General features: G+C 74.0%; 19 protein-coding genes. 12 read left to right on the top strand and 7 right to left on the bottom strand.

Annotation, left to right across the window (positions count from 1 at the left end; all coding sequences use genetic code 11):
* Positions 1-46: 46 nt before the first annotated feature.
* The gene (locus tag AB8735_RS17295) at positions 47-1,159 is read right to left on the bottom strand and encodes an FAD-dependent monooxygenase (RefSeq protein WP_344030969.1); all 1,113 of its coding nucleotides are present in this window, start codon (positions 1,157-1,159) and stop codon (positions 47-49) included.
* A 135-nt stretch (positions 1,160-1,294) separates the two neighbouring features.
* Here AB8735_RS17295 and AB8735_RS17290 point away from each other — a divergent pair, with 135 nt between their 5' ends.
* The gene (locus tag AB8735_RS17290) at positions 1,295-2,260 is read left to right on the top strand and encodes a TetR/AcrR family transcriptional regulator C-terminal domain-containing protein (protein WP_372408314.1); all 966 of its coding nucleotides are present in this window, start codon (positions 1,295-1,297) and stop codon (positions 2,258-2,260) included.
* 41 nt (positions 2,261-2,301) lie between these two features.
* A complete protein-coding gene (locus AB8735_RS17285) occupies positions 2,302-5,559 on the top strand; it encodes an NACHT domain-containing protein (protein ID WP_372408312.1) in 3,258 nt (1,085 codons plus the stop codon).
* Here AB8735_RS17285 and AB8735_RS17280 read toward each other — a convergent pair.
* Genes AB8735_RS17280 through AB8735_RS17270 form a run of 3 tightly spaced genes read right to left on the bottom strand, consistent with a single transcriptional unit; the run spans position 5,549 to position 7,666 of the window.
* Positions 5,549-5,929: a hypothetical protein gene (locus AB8735_RS17280; protein WP_372408311.1), complete on the bottom strand. Its 381-nt coding sequence runs from the start codon at positions 5,927-5,929 to the stop codon at positions 5,549-5,551. The genes AB8735_RS17285 and AB8735_RS17280 overlap by 11 nt on opposite strands.
* Positions 5,926-6,180 carry an Arc family DNA-binding protein gene (locus tag AB8735_RS17275; protein WP_372408310.1) on the bottom strand — a complete coding sequence of 85 codons (255 nt, stop codon included), beginning with the start codon at positions 6,178-6,180 and terminating at the stop codon, positions 5,926-5,928. Before AB8735_RS17275 ends, AB8735_RS17280 begins: the two co-directional genes overlap by 4 nt.
* A 52-nt stretch (positions 6,181-6,232) precedes the next feature.
* A complete protein-coding gene (locus tag AB8735_RS17270; protein ID WP_372408309.1) occupies positions 6,233-7,666 on the bottom strand; it encodes an NAD(P)H-hydrate dehydratase in 1,434 nt (477 codons plus the stop codon).
* 67 nt (positions 7,667-7,733) lie between these two features.
* Here AB8735_RS17270 and alr point away from each other — a divergent pair, with 67 nt between their 5' ends.
* The 4 genes from alr (at position 7,734) to AB8735_RS17250 (ending at position 10,862) form a co-directional block, all read left to right on the top strand.
* Positions 7,734-8,888 carry an alanine racemase gene (alr, locus tag AB8735_RS17265; protein ID WP_372408308.1) on the top strand — a complete coding sequence of 385 codons (1,155 nt, stop codon included), beginning with the start codon at positions 7,734-7,736 and terminating at the stop codon, positions 8,886-8,888.
* Positions 8,885-9,958 (top strand): alpha/beta hydrolase, encoded by a 1,074-nt coding sequence (locus AB8735_RS17260; RefSeq protein ID WP_344030955.1) that lies wholly within the window; start codon positions 8,885-8,887, stop codon positions 9,956-9,958. Before alr ends, AB8735_RS17260 begins: the two co-directional genes overlap by 4 nt.
* A 34-nt stretch (positions 9,959-9,992) precedes the next feature.
* Complete coding sequence (gene tsaE / locus AB8735_RS17255; RefSeq protein WP_344030953.1) at positions 9,993-10,505, top strand: tRNA (adenosine(37)-N6)-threonylcarbamoyltransferase complex ATPase subunit type 1 TsaE; 513 nt, start codon at positions 9,993-9,995, stop codon at positions 10,503-10,505.
* Positions 10,506-10,667: 162 nt separating this feature from the next.
* Positions 10,668-10,862: a hypothetical protein gene (locus tag AB8735_RS17250; protein WP_372408307.1), complete on the top strand. Its 195-nt coding sequence runs from the start codon at positions 10,668-10,670 to the stop codon at positions 10,860-10,862.
* A gap of 236 nt (positions 10,863-11,098) precedes the next feature.
* Here the strand turns inward: AB8735_RS17250 and AB8735_RS17245 are convergent, their stop codons facing one another.
* Entirely contained in the window at positions 11,099-11,689 is a 591-nt protein-coding gene (locus tag AB8735_RS17245; RefSeq protein ID WP_344030949.1) for a hypothetical protein, read from the bottom strand.
* Between the two features lie 151 nt (positions 11,690-11,840).
* Here AB8735_RS17245 and tsaB point away from each other — a divergent pair, with 151 nt between their 5' ends.
* The 3 genes from tsaB to tsaD are packed head-to-tail and all read left to right on the top strand — an operon-like array spanning position 11,841 to position 14,150.
* Positions 11,841-12,509 (top strand): tRNA (adenosine(37)-N6)-threonylcarbamoyltransferase complex dimerization subunit type 1 TsaB, encoded by a 669-nt coding sequence (gene tsaB / locus AB8735_RS17240; RefSeq protein ID WP_372408306.1) that lies wholly within the window; start codon positions 11,841-11,843, stop codon positions 12,507-12,509.
* Positions 12,510-12,544: 35 nt separating this feature from the next.
* Positions 12,545-13,024: a ribosomal protein S18-alanine N-acetyltransferase gene (gene rimI / locus AB8735_RS17235; RefSeq protein ID WP_344031164.1), complete on the top strand. Its 480-nt coding sequence runs from the start codon at positions 12,545-12,547 to the stop codon at positions 13,022-13,024.
* Positions 13,008-14,150 (top strand): tRNA (adenosine(37)-N6)-threonylcarbamoyltransferase complex transferase subunit TsaD, encoded by a 1,143-nt coding sequence (gene tsaD / locus AB8735_RS17230; protein WP_344030945.1) that lies wholly within the window; start codon positions 13,008-13,010, stop codon positions 14,148-14,150. The genes rimI and tsaD overlap by 17 nt, the downstream gene beginning before the upstream one ends.
* On the opposite strand, the gene AB8735_RS17225 is transcribed toward tsaD, so the two are convergent.
* A complete protein-coding gene (locus tag AB8735_RS17225) occupies positions 14,135-14,521 on the bottom strand; it encodes a cytidine deaminase (protein ID WP_344030943.1) in 387 nt (128 codons plus the stop codon). The two genes, tsaD and AB8735_RS17225, sit on opposite strands and share 16 nt — an antisense overlap.
* Positions 14,522-14,591: 70 nt before the next feature.
* On the opposite strand from AB8735_RS17225, the gene AB8735_RS17220 reads away from it, so the two are divergent.
* Positions 14,592-14,963 carry a hypothetical protein gene (locus AB8735_RS17220; protein WP_344031162.1) on the top strand — a complete coding sequence of 124 codons (372 nt, stop codon included), beginning with the start codon at positions 14,592-14,594 and terminating at the stop codon, positions 14,961-14,963.
* Here AB8735_RS17220 and AB8735_RS17215 read toward each other — a convergent pair.
* Positions 14,947-16,140, bottom strand: a complete 1,194-nt coding sequence (locus AB8735_RS17215) for a methyltransferase domain-containing protein (protein WP_372408305.1) — start codon at positions 16,138-16,140, stop codon at positions 14,947-14,949. The two genes, AB8735_RS17220 and AB8735_RS17215, sit on opposite strands and share 17 nt — an antisense overlap.
* Positions 16,141-16,217: 77 nt before the next feature.
* Between AB8735_RS17215 and AB8735_RS17210 the strand changes: the two genes are divergently transcribed.
* Both AB8735_RS17210 and groES read left to right on the top strand, forming a co-directional pair.
* Positions 16,218-17,051, top strand: coding sequence for a polysaccharide deacetylase family protein (locus tag AB8735_RS17210; RefSeq protein ID WP_372408303.1), 834 nt, complete (start codon positions 16,218-16,220; stop codon positions 17,049-17,051).
* A 226-nt stretch (positions 17,052-17,277) separates the two neighbouring features.
* A complete protein-coding gene (gene groES / locus AB8735_RS17205) occupies positions 17,278-17,586 on the top strand; it encodes a co-chaperone GroES (protein ID WP_066995800.1) in 309 nt (102 codons plus the stop codon).
* The last annotated feature ends 19 nt before the right edge of the window (positions 17,587-17,605 follow it).

Raw genomic sequence — 17,605 nt, 5'->3', positions numbered from 1 at the left:
CCCCTGCCCCGCCCTGGCCGGGGCGCACCCTCCACCCTCCACCCCCTCACCCGTCCAGCCCGATCGCCCACTTCGCCCGCTCCATCGACTCCTCCGACGCCGGTGCCCCCGGGTTCTCCGTCGCCAGCGCCTGGTTGAGCGTGACGAACGGCCGCATCCGCCGCTCGTATCCCGCGAAGCCCGCCACATGGTCCCCGTCCGCCCGGGCCAGTTCCTCCGCCAGGACGTACGCGCCCACCAGTGCCAGGCTCGTGCCCTGGCCGGTCAGCGGCGAGCCGCAGTAGCCCGCGTCGCCGAGCAGGGCGACCCGGCCCCGGGACCAGTGGTCCATCCGCACCTGGGCCATGGCGGAGAAGTGGAAGTCCTCCGCGTCCGCGAGCGCCTTGAGCATCGGCGCCGTCTGCCAGCCGCAGCGTTCCATCCGCTCGGCGACGAGGCGCCGCTGGGCTTCCGTGTCGCGGTGGTCGAGGTCGAGCGGGCCGGACTCGAAGCCGAAGGTGACACGCAACTCCCGGTTCTCGCGCGCCGGGTAGACGACGTACGCGCTCCCGCCGTCCTTGAGGTACACCTCCCAGTCCGTCAGCTCCAGGAAGTTGTCGGCGGTGAACACCGCGAGGTGGGCGTCGAGATGGTGCAGGAAGTCCCGGTGCGGGCCGAACACCAGGCGGCGCACGTTCGAGTAGAGCCCGTCCGCGCCGATCACCAGGTCGAACTCGCGGTCCGGGCCGCGCTCGAAGGCGACGCGGACGCCGGAGCCGGTCTCCTCCAGGGCGGTGATCGAGTCGTCGTGGACGTACTCGACGCCGTCGGCGGTCAGTTCGTACAGGAACCGCACCAGGTCCTCGCGCAGGATCTCGACGTCGTCGCTGTCGAGCCGGCCGCTGCTGAGGACCGCCTCCGTGCTGCGGTGGACCTCGTTGCCCTCCCCGTCGAGGACGGACATGCCCCGCAGCCGGGTGCGGGCGCCGCGCACCTTCTCCAGCAGGCCCATCCGGTCGACGACGTCCAGGGCGACGCCGCGGACGTCGACCGCCTGGCCGCCGGGGCGGAGGGCGGGAGCGCGCTCGACGACCGTGGGTGCGAAGCCGTGCCGGCGCAGCCAGTGGGCGAGGGCGGGGCCGGCGAGGCCGCCGCCGGAGACGAGAACAGTGGTGGTCATGGGAGTCCCCCCGTTTCGTACGGTGTACGTGCTGTACTGCTCTGAATGTACAACGTACGTACAGCCTTGCCAAGGCTTCTTCCGGCAGGCCTCGTGCTAGCTTCTGTTCTAGTACAGGGTGTTCAAGGAGGAACCGTGACCGCGCCGCCCTACCAGCGCATCGCCGACGACATCCGGCGCCGCATCGCCGCCGGCGACCTCGCCCCCGGCGACCGCGTCCCCTCGACCCGCCGCATCGCCCAGGACTGGGGCGTCGCCCTGGCCACCGCCGCGCGGGCGCTCACCACGCTCCAGCAGGAAGGGCTGATCCAGGCCCGCCCCCGGGTCGGCAGCGTCGTCGCCCCGCGCGAGCCGGCCGCGCGGCGGGCCGCCGCCCCGGCGCCGGACGCGCCCGCCGCCGACCGCGACCTCACGCGCGAGCGCATCGTCCGCGCCGCCGTCGGGATCGCGGACGAGGAGGGGCTGGGAGCCCTGTCCATGCGCGGTGTCGCCGCGAAGCTGGGGGTGGCGACGATGTCGCCGTACCGCTACGTCGACGGCAAGGACGCCCTCGTCCTGCTCATGGCCGACGCGGCGTTCGGCGAGGCGTCGTTCCCCGACGACCCGCCGGAGGGCTGGCGCGCGCGGGTCGAACTGGCCGCGCGCACCCTGTGGTCCCTCTACCGCAAGCACCCCTGGCTGGCCCATCTCGGGCCCGTCACCCGCCCGTTGGCGGTTCCCAATCTGCTCGCGTACGGCGACTGGCTGCTGGCCGCCCTGGACGAGCTCGGCCTCGACGTACGGGCTCGCTTCGACCTGCACGTCCTGCTGTACAGCTATGTCGTGGGCATCGCGGTCCACCTGGAGGGCGAGCGCCGGGCCGAGGCGGCCACGGGCCTCACGGGCGACGAGTGGATGGACCACCAGGCGGCCGACTTCGCGGCGCTGGCGGCGTCCGGCCGCTATCCGGCGTTCACCAAGGTGATCGGGGAGCTGGAGGCCGTGGGCGGGTACGACCTGCGGCTGGACGAGCTCTTCGAGTTCGGGCTGCGGCGGCTGCTGGACGGGATCGCGGTCGGGCTCGGGGCCGGGCTCGGGGATCCCGGAGCAACTCGCCCTTGACGCCCGTACGCTGGCGTCCCGAGTGAGGGGAGAGGGTCGCGGTGCACCCGGCGAAGGAACGAATCGCGGCGGTCTTCGGGAGCGGGCAGGGCAGCGGCTATCTGCTGACGCCGTACGTCGTGCTCACCGCCGCCCATGTGGTGGGGGAGTGCGCCGCGCCCCGGGTGATCGTCCCCGGCGGGGCCGGGCCGGTCCCCTGCCGGGTGGTGTGGGCGCGCGACGACGACCGGCGGTGCGACGCCGCGCTGCTCCTCGCGGAGCGGAGCGTCGTGCCGGAGGAGGCCGCGGACGGGTTCGAGCCGCTCGTCTGGGGACGGGCGTACGACCTGCGGACCTGGCCCGGGGCGCAGGCGATCGGCTATCCGCAGATGCAGCGCGACGGGTGTGGGGAACTGGACACCGAGCAGCTCGTCGGCACGCTCAAACCGGGCAGCGGCCTGCTCGGCGGCCGGTACGTCCTGGCCTGCGAGGGCGGCGCGCCCGAGCCGCCGGCCGACGGCGGTTCGCCGTGGGCCGGGATGTCCGGCGCGGCGGTCTTCGTGGACGGGCTGCTGGCCGGTGTCGTGGACGCGGACCCGGGCGGCTGGCGGCACGGGCGGCTGACGGTGACGCCGGCGGCCGCGCTCTGGTCCGACTTCGGGTTTCTGAAGGAGTGCCTGCTGGCCGGGCACAGACCGGAGTCGCGGTCGCTGGCCACGGCGCGGCAGCTCGAAACCGAGGAGTTCGAGCGGCGGTTGCGCGAGTTCACCGTGCGGCGGGCCGGTGAGCTGACCATCATCGGGCTGACGCTCTCGGACGGCAGCGGCGAGACCTGGCCGCTGGACACGGCCTATCTGAGCCTGGAGCTGGTGGGCGGGGACCGCGAGGGGCCGGGGCCCGCCCCGCGGCGGGTCGAGGAGGCCCTCGCCGGGCAGAAGCGCGTCCTGCTCCGGGGGGCGGCCGGCTCCGGCAAGACCACCCTGCTCCAGTGGCTCGCCACGGTCGCGGCCAGGGGCGAATTACCCCCGGGGCTCGGTCATTTGAGCGGCTGCTTCCCGCTGACCCTGCCGCTGCGGACGCTGGTGCGCGACGGAATCCTCCCCGGCCCGGAGGAGTTCCTGACGACGGTCGCCGGGCCGCTGGCCGGGCTGCCCGGCGCGCGCGGCTGGGTGACCCGGCGGCTGGCCGAGGGCACGGCCCTGCTGCTGATCGACGGGCTGGACGAGGTTCCGGAGGCGTACCGCCGCCGCACCCTGCAGTGGCTCAAGGGCCTGCTCGACGCGTACCCCGACGCGCGGTACGTGGTCACCACCCGTCCGTCGGCGGTCCGCGAGGGCCGGCTCTCGGAGCTGGGTTTCACGGAGCTGGAGCTGCTGCCGATGAGCCGGTCGGACGTGCTGGCGTTCATCGGCCGCTGGCACGAGGCGGCGGGGGCCGCGGCGGACGGGGAACTGCGCGGCTTCCGGGACGTGCTGGGCGCGGCCGTGGTCCAGAAGCGGGATCTGGGGCGGCTGGCCACCAATCCGCTGATGTGCGCGCTGATCTGCGCGCTCAACCGCGCCCGGCGGGGGTGTCTGCCGCACGGCCGGATGGAGTTGTACCGCGCGGCGCTCGACCTGCTCCTCGTCCGGCGGGACCGGGAGCGGGAGATCGTGGTCGGGATCGAGGGTCCGGAGCTGGAGCAGGCCCAGCTCGCCCTCCTCCAGAAGATCGCCTACTGGCTGATCAGGAACGGCCGTTCGGAGATCGAGTGGCACAAGGCCGTGGAGATCCTGGAGCGGGCGCTCCCGGCGATGCCGGCGGTCGCGGCACGGGGCGGCGCGGAGGAGATTCTGAAGCACCTGGTCCTGCGGAGCGGGCTGCTGCGCCGCCCGACGGACGGGACGCTGGACTTCGTCCACCGCACCTTCCAGGACTACCTGGGCGCCCGGGCGGCGGTGGAGGACTGGGACTTCGACCTGCTGGTCCACAACGCGCACGACCCCCAGTGGGAGGACGTGCTGCGCATGGCGGTCGGCCACGCGGCGCCGCGGGCGCGGGCGGAACTGCTGGACAAGCTGCTGGCGCGCGGCGAGGCGGAGCCGTCGTACCGCCGTCGGCTGCACCTGCTGGCCGCGGTCTGCCTGGAGCATGCGACCGAGGTCGCCCCGGAGATACGGACCCGCGTCGAGCGGGCCGCGGCCGAGCTCGTCCCCCCGAGGGACGTGGCGTCGGCGAAGGCGCTCGCGGAGGCGGGCGAGGTGGTGCTCGACCTGCTGCCGGGGCCGGAGGGGCTGCCGGACGAGGTGGCGCACGCGGTGGTCGTCACGGCGACGGCGGTGGGGGACGATCGGGCGATTCCGTTGCTGGCGCGGTACGCGACGCATCCCTGGCGGGAGGTGCGGGCCCAACTGGTCTGGTCCTGGGACCGGTTCGACACGGATCACTATGCGGACGCGGTGATCGGACGGCTGCGGTACGACGACGGGCTGGCGTTCGTCGCGAAGAGCGGTGCGCAGCTGAGGGCGTTGAGGAGGCTGGGCGGGCGGCCGGAGGTGTGGTGCCGGGGGACGTTCGCGGAGGGGGAGTTGGGGGAGGTGGTGACGCCGGTGCTGCGGGATCTGCGGATTCAGGGACATGCGGGGACGGTCGACCTGCGGGTGTTGGAGGGTTGCCCACCGCTGCGGTCCTTGCGGGTTACGGACACAGAGGGGGCGGTGGGCCTGGGGTCACTGAACCCGGACGGGTTGCGGCTGCTCGATCTCGAACTGCGAGTACGGCCCGAGGACTTGGACAATGCGCTCTTCTGGATGAAGCAGCTTCATACGTTGCGTCTCGACTGGCGGCGGCCCTTGGCCGGAGCGGACACGGCAGGGATGGTGTTGCTGCCGGAAGGCCTGCAGAGCTTGTTCCTTGGCAGTGGGCCGTCCTGCGAGGACCGGTTCGCCGGTCTGCGGTGTCATCCCGCCCTCAGTACCTTGGCGTTCACGGCCCCAGGGTTGGACCGCGACGGTCTGGTCACTTTCCCCCTGCTGTGCGAGGTGGAGATCCGGGGCGAGGAAATCCGGAACTTTGCCAGCATGACTCCGGTTCCCCAGGTGGAGCGGTTGGTCCTGCGGAGGATGTACGCATGGACGTGGGATGACCTGGACCATCTTCCTCGGGCGTACCCCGGGCTCCGGTTCCTCGAGCTCTTCACCGAGAACGAGAGCCCCGAGCCCCTCGACCTTGCGTTCCTGCGGGACTTGGCGGACGTGGACGTGTCCATCAAGCATGCCGGGCCGCTGTGCAACGGGCAGTATGTGGTCGAGGGGCGTCACCGCATCTCGGTCAGGGACTGACGTCCAGCACCCGCACCGGATGCCCCGTCCAATGTCCCGGCGCGGCCGTGGCGATGAACGCGCCGTCGGGGCGTTCCGCGGTCGGCTCCGCCGAGTGCCGGGTGTGGGCCGCGGCCCAGGCGTCTCCCCGTGCGACGGCCAACGCTCCGGGCAGATCCAGGTCGAGGACGATGATGCCGGGCAGGGCGGCCAAGTGCTCCGCTGTGCCGGGGCGGGTGCGATCGGCTTCCACCAGGGCGCACGTCGGCGCGTACAGGTACCAGTCGGCTTCGGTGTTGGCCCGGTGGATCAGGCGGGAGGTGATGGCGTTGCCCTGGCCTGCGGCGACCATCGCCGTTTCGTCGAGGACGATGTGGACGTGGTCGCTCACCGGGCCGCCTCGGCAAGGCGGCGGTCCAGCTCGGCGTCCAGCTGAGCTTCCTCCTCCGGGCTCGGGTCGTAGCCGTTCCATGCCTGCAGCATGCGGCGGGTTCGTTCGGCCCTTTCGGCGCGTTCGGCCGGTGTGAGGAGGCTGTCCGCGAGCCTGGCGAGATAGGCGCGCAGCGACAGGCCCTCGGCCGCGGCGACTTCGGCGAGCCGATCACGCGCTTCGGCCGGGATGCGGATGTTGGCGTCGGTCATGTTGCCCAGGGTATGGGGACGGGTGCGTACCCGTACCCTTCCTGCCGGGACATCACCCGATCGAGACGTCCCGCCACACCCCCCGCAACCCCCCCGCCACCTCCATCGCCGTCAACGGCGCCGCCCCCAGCGCACGGGCCGACAGGCCGTGGAGGTAGGCCGCCACCGATGCCGCGTCCACGCCCCGCAGGCCCGCCGCCAGCAGGGCGCCGGCCAGGCCGCTGAGGACGTCGCCGCTGCCGGCCGTCGCCAGCCAGCCGGTGCCGGTGGGGTTGACGCGGACGGGGCCGCCGGCCGGCGGGGCGACGAGGGTGGTCGAGCCCTTCAGCAGCGCGGTCACGCCGTAGCGGGACGCGAGGGCGCGGGCCGAGGCGAGGCGGGAGGACTCGACCTCCTCGCGGGAGAGGCCGAGGAGGGCGGCCGCCTCGCCCGCGTGGGGGGTGAGGACCGTCTCCGCGCGGCGGTCGTACAGCGCTTCGGGAGAGAGCAGACGCAGGGCGTCGGCGTCGGCGAGGACGGGGACGTCGGAGGCGAGGACGTCGGCCAGGGCCTGCCGGCCCTGGGGGTCGTCGCCGAGGCCGGGGCCCACGACCCAGGACTGGACGCGGCCGGCGGCGGCCGGGGGGCCGGCCGTCACCAGCGTCTCGGGGAAGCGGGCGATCACCGCGTCCGCCGCGGGGCCCGCGTAGCGGACCGCGCCCGCGCCGCCGTACAGCGCGCCCGCGACGGCCATGACGGCCGCACCGGGGTAGCGGGCGGAGCCGGCGACGACGCCGACGACGCCGCGGCGGTATTTGTCGCTCTCCGCGGCGGGGCGGGGGAGCAGCCGGGCGACGTCGGCGTGCTGGAGGGCCTCGACGTCGGGGGCGGCGGGGAGGGCCAGGCCGATGTCGACGAGGTGGGGCGCGCCCGCGTGCTCGCGCGCCGGGTCGATGAGGAGACCGGGTTTGTACGCGCCGAAGGTGGCCGTCGCGTCGGCCCGGACCGCGTCCCCCCGGACCTCGCCCGTGTCCGCGTCCACCCCGCTCGGCAGGTCCACGGCGACCACGAGCGCGCCCTCCGCCGCGTGGACCAGCGGCAGTGCCTCGGGGCGCAGGCCGCCCGTGCCGCCGATGCCGACGATGCCGTCGACGACGAGGTCGGCCCGTTCGACGGCCGGTACCCCCGCGGAGGCCTCCACCGCGCGGCCGCCGGCCGCGCGCAGGGCGCGCAGTCCGCCCGTGTGCGTGCGCTCGGGCGCCAGCAGCACCGCGGTCACACCGGCGCCCCGCCGGGCCAGGCGCGCCCCGGCGTACAGGGCGTCGCCGCCGTTGTCGCCGCTGCCGACCAGGAGCGCGACCCGCGCCCCGTACACCCGGCCCAGCAGGCCGGCGCAGGCGGCGGCGAGTCCGGCCGCGGCGCGCTGCATCAGGGCGCCCTCGGGGAGTTCGGCCATGAGCGCGCGCTCGGCGGCCCTTACGGTCTCGACGCTGAAACCAGTCCTCATGGTTCCCAGTCTCCCCGTGGCCCCCGGGCCCGCACCTCCGGCCCCCGGGCCTGAGACACTGGCGGGGATGAACGAGACACCGATGCGCGCCCGTGCCGTGGTCGATCTGGCCGCGCTCCGGGCCAATGTGCGTGCTCTGCGGGCCCGTGCCCCCAGGGCGCAGCTGATGGCAGTGGTCAAGGCGGACGCGTACGGGCACGGGGCGGTGCCCTGCGCCCGGGCGGCGCGGCAGGCCGGTGCGGCCTGGGTCGGCACGGCCACGCCGGAGGAGGCGCTGGCGCTGCGGGCCGCCGGGGACACCGGCCGGATGCTGTGCTGGCTGTGGACGCCGGGCGGGCCGTTCCGGGAGGCCGTCGCGGCGGACATCGACATCTCGGTGAGCGGGCTGTGGGCCCTGGAGGAGGTGCTGGCGGCGGTCCGGGCCGCCGGCCGCCCCGCCCGCGTCCAGCTCAAGATCGACACCGGTCTGGGGCGCAACGGCTGCGCGCCCGCCGACTGGGAGAAGCTGGTGGCCGCCGCCCGCGAGGCGGAGGAGGCCGGGAGCCTGCGCGTCACCGGCGTCTGGTCGCACTTCGCCTGCGCGGACGAGCCGGGGCACCCCTCGATCCGTGCGCAGCTGGCCGTCTTCCGGGACGCCGTGGCGTACGCCGAGGCCCAGGGCCTGGCCCCGGAGGTGCGGCACCTCGCCAACTCGCCGGCCACCCTGACCCTCCCGGAGTCCCACTTCGACCTGGTGCGGACCGGGGTCGCGATGTACGGGATCTCGCCGAGCCCGGAGCTCGGCACCTCCGCCGAGCTGGGGCTGCGGCCGGTGATGACGCTGAGCGCGTCCCTCGCGTCGGTGAAGCGGGTGCCGGCCGGCCACGGCGTCTCGTACGGGCACCTGTACACGACGCCCGCCGAGACGACGCTCGCGCTGGTCCCGCTGGGCTACGCCGACGGCATCCCGCGCTCCGCCTCCGGCACCGGACAGGTGCTGGTCGCGGGGAAGCGGCGGACGGTGGCGGGCCGGGTCGCGATGGACCAGTTCGTGGTGGACCTGGGCGACGACGCGGCCGCCGTCGGCGACGAGGCGGTGCTCTTCGGCCCCGGCGACCGGGGCGAGCCGACCGCCGAGGACTGGGCGGAGGCGACCGGGACCATCGCCTACGAGGTGATCACCCGCATCACCGGGCGGGTGCCCCGGGTGTACGTCGGCGAGGAGGAGGGCCCCGGGGCATGACCGAGTCGGGGCGGCTGCGCGGCGCGGGCCTCGCCGGTGCCGCGGTGGGTCTCCTGGCCGCCGGGGCGGCGGCGGGCGTCGCCGTGGAGCGGCTCACGGTCGGGCGCGGCATGCGCCACCGGGCCCGGCTCGCGCTGGACGCGACGGGCCCGTACGGGACGCTGCGCGGCACGCCGGGGACGGCGGTCGCGGAGGACGGCACCGAGCTGTACTACGAGGTGGACGACGGCCCGTCCGACCTGACCGTGGTCCTCAGCCACGGGTACTGCCTCAGCCAGGACTCCTGGCACTTCCAGCGCGCGGCCCTGCGGGAGGCCGGTGTCCGCGCCGTCTACTGGGACCAGCGCAGCCACGGCCGTTCGGGCCGGGGCCGTACCGCGCCCCCCTCGATCGACCTGCTGGGCCGCGACCTCGCGGCGGTGATCGGGGCCGCCGCTCCCGAGGGGCGGCTGGTGCTGGTGGGGCACTCGATGGGCGGCATGACGCAGATGGCCCTGGCCGACCAGTGCCCCGGGCCGATCGCGGAGCGCGTGGCCGGGGCCGCCTTCGTCGGTACGTCGTCGGGGAGGCTCACCGAGCTGACCTTCGGGCTGCCGGCCGCCGGGATGAGCGTGGTGCGGCGCGTCCTGCCGGGCGCGTTCCGGCTGATGACGGACCGGACGGAGCTGGTCGAGAAGAGCCGCCGGGCCGCCGCCGACCTGCTCTCCGGCGTCTACCGGCGCTATTCGTTCGGCTCCCGGGACGTGGACCCCGCGGTCGCCCGCTTCGCGGAGCGGCTGCTGGAGGCGACGCCGGTGGACGTGGTCGCCGAGTTCTACCCGGCGTTCGTGGCGCACGAGAAGGCGACGGCGCTGCGGGCCTTCCGCGGGCTTCCGGTGCTGGTGCTGGCGGGCGAGAAGGACCTGATCACTCCGAGCGGGCACAGCGAGGCGATCGCCGCGGAGCTGCCGGAGGCCGAGCTGGTGGTCGTCCCCGGTGCCGGGCATCTGGTGATGCTGGAGCGGCCGGACGTCGTCGGCGAGCGGCTCGCCGCGCTGCTGGCCGCGGCCCGGGAGACGGCTCGCGCCTGAGGCCGTTCCCGGACGGCCCGTACCATCGGGCGGTATGAACGCGTCCACCGCCGCCGCCACGCTCACCGTCAAGACCTCCGAGGACATGCGCGAGCTGGGCCGCAGACTCGCCCGCCTGCTGCGCGCCGGTGACCTGGTGCTGCTCTCCGGCGAGCTGGGCGCGGGCAAGACGACGCTGACGCGCGGGCTCGGCGAGGGCCTCGGGGTGCGCGGCGCCGTCACCTCGCCGACGTTCGTGATCGCCCGGGTGCACCCGTCGCTGTCCGGCGGCCCGGCCCTCGTCCACGTCGACGCCTACCGGCTGTCCGGCGGGCTGGACGAGATGGAGGACCTGGACCTGGACGTCTCGCTGCCCGAGTCCGTGACCGTCGTCGAATGGGGCGACGGCAAGGTCGAGGACCTGTCCGAGGACCGGCTGCGGGTGGTCATCGAGCGTGCCGTGGGAGCGGAAGCGGAGGGCGTGCCCACCGACGAGGACGTCCGCACGGTGACCGTGAGCGGTGTGGGACAGCGGTGGTCCGGGGCGGATCTCGGTCCGCTGGGCTGACGTCGGACGTCGCCGGGGCGATGTCAACCGGAATCACGATCAGTAACCGACAGGGTGTCGGGAACATGTTGCGTCCTTGACGCCGGGCGTGGTGACATGGAGGGGAGAGACCTGGTTAGGTCTACCTAACCATGACCGGCCGCTCTGCCCGAGGAGGCATTCATGTCGGCCCAACAGCGTCCCGCCGCCGCCGTGGATCACCGCTCCGAGCCCTCCGCCGCGGCCGGGGCCGGGGAGCGTCCCTCGATGCGCGATCTGCTCGCGTCGTGTGCGGCGGCCGATGCGGTCTCGACTCCGCCGTCGGCGCCCGGGCGCGAGCCGGCTGGTCCGGCGGAGCCGGAGCGGGACGCGGCCTGAAGTCCACCTGTCCGTGGGACGGGGGTGGGGTGGGGCGGGTTTACGCCGGTGGGCGTTTGGTTGTGCCCCGGTCCCGCCCTTTCACCGTTTCTTTGCGCTCCGCGCGGGTGTCCTCAAACGCCGGACGGGCTGAATCAGCCCGTCCGGCGTTTGAGGACTAACGCGGCGAAGCCGCGTTGCAGGTCCGGGCGGAGCCCGGAAGAAACGGTGAAAGGGCGGGACCGGGGCAAAAACCCCTACGGAACCACGACCACCTTCGCGCCCCGCACCGCGAATTCCCACATCGCCCGCCCATCCGCGGGCTTCTCCCGGATGCCGCCCGTCTTCTGCGTCGGCTTCGGGTCCGGCGACGAGCCGTCCACGGCCGCGCTGAAGCCGAAGACCACACCCGCGGCATCGCGGTGGAAGCGCACGATGTGCTCGATCGGGACCCCGTCCGAGCCCGTGCCGTTCGGATCGCGCGAGGTCACCGCGTACGACCCCGGCTTCGGGTCCACCGTGCTCGGGGCGACCTCGAAGGTCTTGAGGGGGGAGGCCGCGTCGGCGCCCACCAGCCACACCCGCTTCTGGGCCACCGAGTAGACGACCCGCTTGCCGTCGCCGGAGTTCGCGGGCACGGCGGGCGGCGCGTCCTTCGCGGGGCCGCCCTTCGCCTCGTCCTTGCCCTTCGCGGAGCCCGGGCCGGCACCGGACGGCGCGGCGGACGCGTGGTGGCCGCGGGACGGGCGGTCGGGCGCCGCCGACGCCTCGTACGCGAGGTAACCGACCGCGGCCAGTGCCGCCGCCGTGAGCCCGGCCACGAAGACCCCCGAGCTGCTGCGTGCCACGCTGCGTACCCTCTCTCCTCCGTACGGCTGTGCGGCTGACCGTAGCACTTGGACGAGTACCCGGAAGCGCTCCCGCCGCGCCCCCGGAGGCCCCCGCGCGGGACCCTACGCGCGCACCGGCCGCCCCACGGCGCGCCGTAGGCTTGTCATTGTGCTGCTGCTCGCTCTTGATACCGCCACTCCCGCCGTCACCGTAGCCCTCCACGACGGGGACTCCGTCGTGGCCGAGTCGAACCAGGTGGACGCCCGCCGGCACGGGGAACTGCTGCTGCCCGCCGTGGACCGGGTGCTGGGCGAGGCGGGCCGTACGCTCGACGAACTCACCGGCGTCGTCGTCGGCGTCGGCCCCGGCCCGTACACCGGCCTCCGCGTCGGCATCGTGACCGCCGCGACCTTCGCGGCCACGCTGGACGTGCCCGTCCACGGCCTGTGCACGCTGGACGGCCTCGCCTACGCCGCCGGGCAGGCCGGGCTGACCGGCGAGTTCGTGGTCGCCACGGACGCGCGCCGCAAGGAGGTCTACTGGGCCCGCTACGCGGACGCCCGCACCCGCGTCACCGAGCCCTCCGTGGACCGGCCCGGCGACCTGACCGAGCCGCTGGCCGGGCTGACGGCCGTCGGCGCCGGCGCCGTCCTCTACGCCGACGCGTTCAGCGACGTCCGCGCCGATCTGCCCCGGCACCAGTCCGCCGCCGCGCTCGCCTGCCTGGCCGCCGAAAGGCTCCGTACCGGCGGGGAGTTCCTGCCGCCGCAGCCGCTGTACCTGCGCCGCCCGGACGCCCAGGTCCCGGCCAACTACAAGGTGGTCACACCGAAGTGAGCGCCCCCGAGGCAAGAGACGTACGCGTCCGCGAGATGCGCTGGTGGGACATCCCCGCCGTGCTGGAGCTGGAGCGCGCCCTCTTCCCGCACGACGCCTGGTCCAAGGGCCTGTTCTGGTCCGAGCTGGCGCACGCCCGGGGCGCGGGCGCCACCCGCCGCTACGTCGTCGCCGAGGCCGCCGGCCGCGTCGTCGGCTACGCGGGCCTCGCCGCGGTCGACGGCACCGGCGACGTGCAGACCATCGCCGTCGCCTTCGACCAGTGGAGCACCGGCCTCGGCTCCCGGCTGCTCGGCGAACTCCTCGCCGCCGCGACCGACTTCGAGTGCCGCGAGGTGCTCCTGGAGGTCCGCGTCGACAACACCCGCGCACAGCGCCTCTACGAACGCTTCGGCTTCGAGCCCGTCGGCATCCGGCGCGGCTACTACCAGCCCGGCAACGTGGACGCGCTCGTCATGCGCCTCACCGATCCCGTAACCGCTGTGCAAGGAATGACCCATGGCTCGCAAGGCTGACGAACCCCTCGTCCTCGGCATCGAGACCTCGTGCGACGAGACCGGCGTCGGCATCGTCCGCGGCCACACCCTCCTCGCGGACGCGATCGCCTCCAGCGTCGACGAGCACGCGCGCTTCGGCGGCGTGGTCCCCGAGGTCGCCTCCCGGGCGCACCTGGAGGCGATGGTCCCCACCATCCAGCGCGCGCTGAAGGAGGCCGGCGTCAGCGCCAAGGACCTCGACGGCATCGCGGTCACCGCGGGCCCGGGGCTCGCGGGCGCGCTGCTGGTGGGCGTCTCGGCGGCCAAGGCGTTCGCGTACGCCCTGGGCAAGCCGCTCTACGGCGTGAACCACCTCGCCTCGCACATCTGCGTCGACCAGCTCGAACACGGCGCGCTGCCCGAGCCGACGATGGCCCTGCTGGTCTCCGGCGGCCACTCCTCGCTGCTGCTCGCGCCCGACATCACCGCCGACGTCCGGCCGCTGGGCTCGACCATCGACGACGCGGCGGGCGAGGCGTTCGACAAGGTCGCCCGCGTCCTCAACCTCGGCTTCCCCGGCGGCCCGGTCATCGACCGGTACGCGCGCGAGGGCGACCCGGAGGCCATAAAGTTCCCGCGCGGGCTGACCGGCCCCCGGGACCCGATCTACGACTTCTCCTTCTCCGGCCTGAAGACCGCGGTCGCCCGCTGGATCGAGGCGAAGCGGGCGGCGGGCGAGGACGTGCCCGTCGCCGACGTCGCCGCCTCCTTCCAGGAGGCCGTGGTGGACGTGCTCACCCGCAAGGCGGTGCGCGCCTGCAAGGACCACGGCGTGGACCACCTGATGATCGGCGGCGGTGTCGCCGCCAACACCCGCCTGCGGGCGATGGCCGAGCGCCGCTGCGAGGACGCGGGCATCACCCTGCGGGTGCCGCGCCCCAAGCTCTGCACGGACAACGGCGCGATGGTGGCGGCGCTGGGCGCGGAGATGGTGGCCCGCGGGCGCAGCGCCTCGGCGTGGGACCTGTCGGCGGACTCCTCGCTGCCGGTGACGGACACGCACGTGCCGGGTCATGACCACGGGCACGCGCACTCCCATGGCCACGGCCACGACCACGACCATGTCCACGAGTTGAGCCGCAAGAACCTCTACGACGCCGGCTGACAGGGCGGGTTGTAGCTGCAGGGCAGCAACTCGGCGACGGGAACGGCCCGCAGGGCCGTGCCCTCGCCGACGATCACCTCGACGTCCGGGTAGTAGTCCAGCAGCACCTGGCGGCAGCGGCCGCACGGCGGGACGACGCCGCGGCCGCCGTCGCCCACGGCCACGACCGTGCGCAACGAGCGCGCGCCCTGCGCGGCCGCGGTGCCGATGACGACCAGCTCGGCGCAGGGGCCGCCGGTGAAGTGGTGGACGTTCAGGCCGGTGACGATCCGGCCGTCGTCGGTGCGGGCCGCGGCGGCCATGGAGTGCTCGCGGCCGCGGGCGTGGAGCCGCGCGGTGCGGGTCGCGGCCCGGACGAGTTCCTGGTCCATGTCCGTCAGTGTGACGACGCCCTATCCTGATGGTTCGCGCCACACGGGGAGCAACGGGAGGGTGTCCGCCATGGACTGGTGGTGGTGGGCTTTGATCTTCGGAGGACCGCTGGCGGGCGCCGCCGCGGGCTTCCGCGATTCGGTCAGCGCGGCCCTCGGCAAACGGCACAAGCGCAAGCTCGAACTGATCGAGGCCAAGCGCGAGGAGCGGGTCGCCCTGGAGGCGGCGGGCAGGCCCCCGGAGCCGGTCTGCGGCTGCGGCCACCATCTGGCGAAGCATGACAAACAGGGCAAGTGCCATGAGACGGTCCAGGTGGCCGTCGCCTGGGACGCGGACAAGAAGCCCGTCGGCTACGAGCGCGAGCGCTGCAACTGCCAGCAGTACGTGGGCCCGCAGCCGCTGGCCACCATCTACGCGGAGGACCTCACGGAGCTGGGGTGACCGGCTGCCCGAGCAGCATGGCCGGGGCGCCGGCGACCCGTGTCAGGACGATGACACAGGAGCCCGGCCCTTCGAGCTTCAGCTTCCTGCGCAGCTCCTCCGGCTCCACCGCCGAGCCCCGCTTCTTGATGACGGCGACGCCGATGCCGCGCTCGCGCACCAGCGCCCGGAGCTTCTTCACATTGAACGGCAGCACGTCCGTGATCTCGTACGCCGCCGCGTACGCCGTCGGGCGCAGCTCGTCCGAGGTCACATACGCGATCGTCTCGTCGATCAGCCCGCCGTCCACCTCCCGGGCCACGTCCGCGACGAGGTGGGCGCGGATCGCCGCGCCGTCCGGCTCGTAGAGGTAGCGGCCCATGGGGCGGACGGCCGGGTCCGGGAGGCCGGCGCCGGTGAGGGAGCGCGGGCCGGGGAGGAGGGTCGCGCGGCGGGCGCCGGGGGAGGTGCCGAACCACAGGACGGCCTCCTTCACATCGCCGCCGTCGGAGATCCACTCCGCCTCGGCGTCCTCGGGGAGCGCCTCGTGGGGGACACCGGGGGCGATCTTCAGTGCGGCGTACGGGGCCTTGCGGGCCGCCCCGACGGCCCAGGAGAGGGGCGGGGAGTACGCCTCGGGGTCGAAGATCCGGCCCCGGCCCCCTCTGCGCGCCGGGTCCACGAACACCGCGTCGTACCCGGCCGTGTCCACCTCCGCCACATCCGCGCAGCGCACCTCGATCAGCTCGGACAGGCCCAGCGCCGCCGCGTTGGCGCGGGCCACCTCGCAGGTCAGCGGGTCGCGGTCGACGGCCAGGACCTCGATGCCCGCCCGGGCGAGGGCGATCGCGTCGCCGCCGTTGCCGCAGCAGAGGTCGGCGAGGCGGCGTACGCCCAGCGCGGCGAAGCGCCCGGCGCGGTACGCGGCGACGGAGGCGCGGGTGGCCTGCTCCACGCCGTTGGGCGTGAAGAACATCCGGTACGCGTCCTCGGCGCCGAACTTCGCCACCGCGCGCTGCCGCAGCCGCGCCTGGCCCAGCGCGGCGGAGACCAGCCCGGCCGGGTGCTCGCGGCGCAGCCGGGTCGCGACGGCCAGCTCCTGCGCGGGGTCGTGGTCGCGCAGCCCGTCGAGGAGGCGGCGGCCCTCGTCGGTGAGGAGGGCGGTGAAGGCGGTGACGTCGGAGGAGGGTGCTGACACGCTTCCATTCTCGGTGACGGGCTCGGGGCCGGGAGCCGTGCACCCGTCTGTCGAACGCAAGAACGACAATCGATGGTGTGACCCGATCTGCACGTGCCCTTCTCGCCGGCTGCGCCGCCGCCCTGCTGCTCTCCGGAGGCTCGGACCCGTCCCCGGCACCGAAGGAGGAGAAGAAGGCCGCCGCGCCGTCGTCCGCCGCGCCGGCGAAGTCGCCGTCCGCCGACCCCGCCGCGTACCGCCGCTGGGGCCTGGACAAGCCGCTCGCCCCGCCTCCGCCGCCGCCCGCGCACCGGATCACGGAGGGGCACAGGGGCGGTGTGCCGCAGATCGTCCGGCGGGTGCCGACCAAGGACAAGGTCGTCTTCGTGACCTTCGACGACGGGGCCGAGAAGGATCCGAAGTTCCTGGAGATGGCGAAGGACCTCAAGCTGCCGTTCAGCATGTTCCTGACCGACAGCGCCGCTCGCGCCGGGCGCGGATACGGCTACTTCGACACCCTGCGCGCCCTGGGCAACGGCGTGCACAACCACACGCTCACCCACCCCAATCTGCGCACCCTGTCCCCCGAGGCGCAGAAGCGGGAGATCTGCGGCCAGCAGGAGACCCTGAAGAAGCGGTTCGGCAAGCGCCCGGAGCTGTTCCGCCCGCCGTACGGCAACTACAACGACGCCACGCTCGCCGCCGCCGGCTCCTGCGGGATCAAGGCCGTCGTGCTCTGGCAGGCCACGATGCAGATCAACGACATGAGGTACGCCGAGGCGGGGAAGCTCCGTCCCGGGGACATCGTGCTCGCCCACTTCCGCGGCCCGGCCGAGCTCAAGGGCACGACGATGACCCGCATGGTCACCAACATGCTGCGGAGCATCCAGCGGCAGGGCTACACGGTGGCCAGGCTGGAGGACTACGTGTGAGGCGGGCGTCCGAACGGCGCCCGGCGCGGGCGCCGCGCGCGGGTGAGGAATTGGCACTCCGCTTGACCGAGTGCTAAGCGCGTCATAGTCTCGGCTCCGTTGGCACTCTCCACCGGTGAGTGCCAAACACAGCGACGGGCAGGTCCGGCACCCGCGACGACGGATCGACCTGGTCGCCACCTCAGACAGTTAACCCCGTGAGATCTCCGAAGGGGGAGGTCGGATCGTGACGACCACCAGCTCCAAGGTTGCCATCAAGCCGCTCGAGGACCGCATTGTGGTCCAGCCGCTCGACGCCGAGCAGACCACGGCCTCTGGCCTGGTCATCCCGGACACCGCGAAGGAGAAGCCCCAGGAGGGCGCCGTCCTCGCCGTGGGCCCGGGCCGCTTCGAGAACGGCGAGCGCCTGCCGCTCGACGTCAAGGTCGGCGACGTCGTGCTCTACAGCAAGTACGGCGGCACCGAGGTGAAGTACAACGGCGACGAGTACCTCGTCCTCTCGGCCCGCGACGTGCTCGCGATCATCGAGAAGTAATTCACCCCAGGCTTCCGAG

Source organism: Streptomyces luteireticuli (assembly GCF_041519305.1).
GTDB classification, from domain to species: domain Bacteria; phylum Actinomycetota; class Actinomycetes; order Streptomycetales; family Streptomycetaceae; genus Streptomyces; species Streptomyces luteireticuli.
This window is presented reverse-complemented; position numbering and strand designations above follow the sequence as displayed.

What these genes read in the sequence shown, in the direction of transcription:
- AB8735_RS17295 (WP_344030969.1), bottom strand. Translation starts at nt 1,159, where the DNA reads ATGACCACCACTGTTCTCGTCTCCGGCGGCGGCCTCGCCGGCCCCGCC.
- AB8735_RS17275 (WP_372408310.1), bottom strand. Translation starts at nt 6,180, where the DNA reads ATGACCGACGCCAACATCCGCATCCCGGCCGAAGCGCGTGATCGGCTC.
- AB8735_RS17270 (WP_372408309.1), bottom strand. Translation starts at nt 7,666, where the DNA reads ATGAGGACTGGTTTCAGCGTCGAGACCGTAAGGGCCGCCGAGCGCGCG.
- alr (WP_372408308.1), top strand. Translation starts at nt 7,734, where the DNA reads ATGAACGAGACACCGATGCGCGCCCGTGCCGTGGTCGATCTGGCCGCG.
- AB8735_RS17260 (WP_344030955.1), top strand. Translation starts at nt 8,885, where the DNA reads ATGACCGAGTCGGGGCGGCTGCGCGGCGCGGGCCTCGCCGGTGCCGCG.
- tsaE (WP_344030953.1), top strand. Translation starts at nt 9,993, where the DNA reads ATGAACGCGTCCACCGCCGCCGCCACGCTCACCGTCAAGACCTCCGAG.
- AB8735_RS17250 (WP_372408307.1), top strand. Translation starts at nt 10,668, where the DNA reads ATGTCGGCCCAACAGCGTCCCGCCGCCGCCGTGGATCACCGCTCCGAG.
- rimI (WP_344031164.1), top strand. Translation starts at nt 12,545, where the DNA reads ATGCGCTGGTGGGACATCCCCGCCGTGCTGGAGCTGGAGCGCGCCCTC.
- tsaD (WP_344030945.1), top strand. Translation starts at nt 13,008, where the DNA reads ATGGCTCGCAAGGCTGACGAACCCCTCGTCCTCGGCATCGAGACCTCG.
- AB8735_RS17225 (WP_344030943.1), bottom strand. Translation starts at nt 14,521, where the DNA reads ATGGACCAGGAACTCGTCCGGGCCGCGACCCGCACCGCGCGGCTCCAC.
- AB8735_RS17220 (WP_344031162.1), top strand. Translation starts at nt 14,592, where the DNA reads ATGGACTGGTGGTGGTGGGCTTTGATCTTCGGAGGACCGCTGGCGGGC.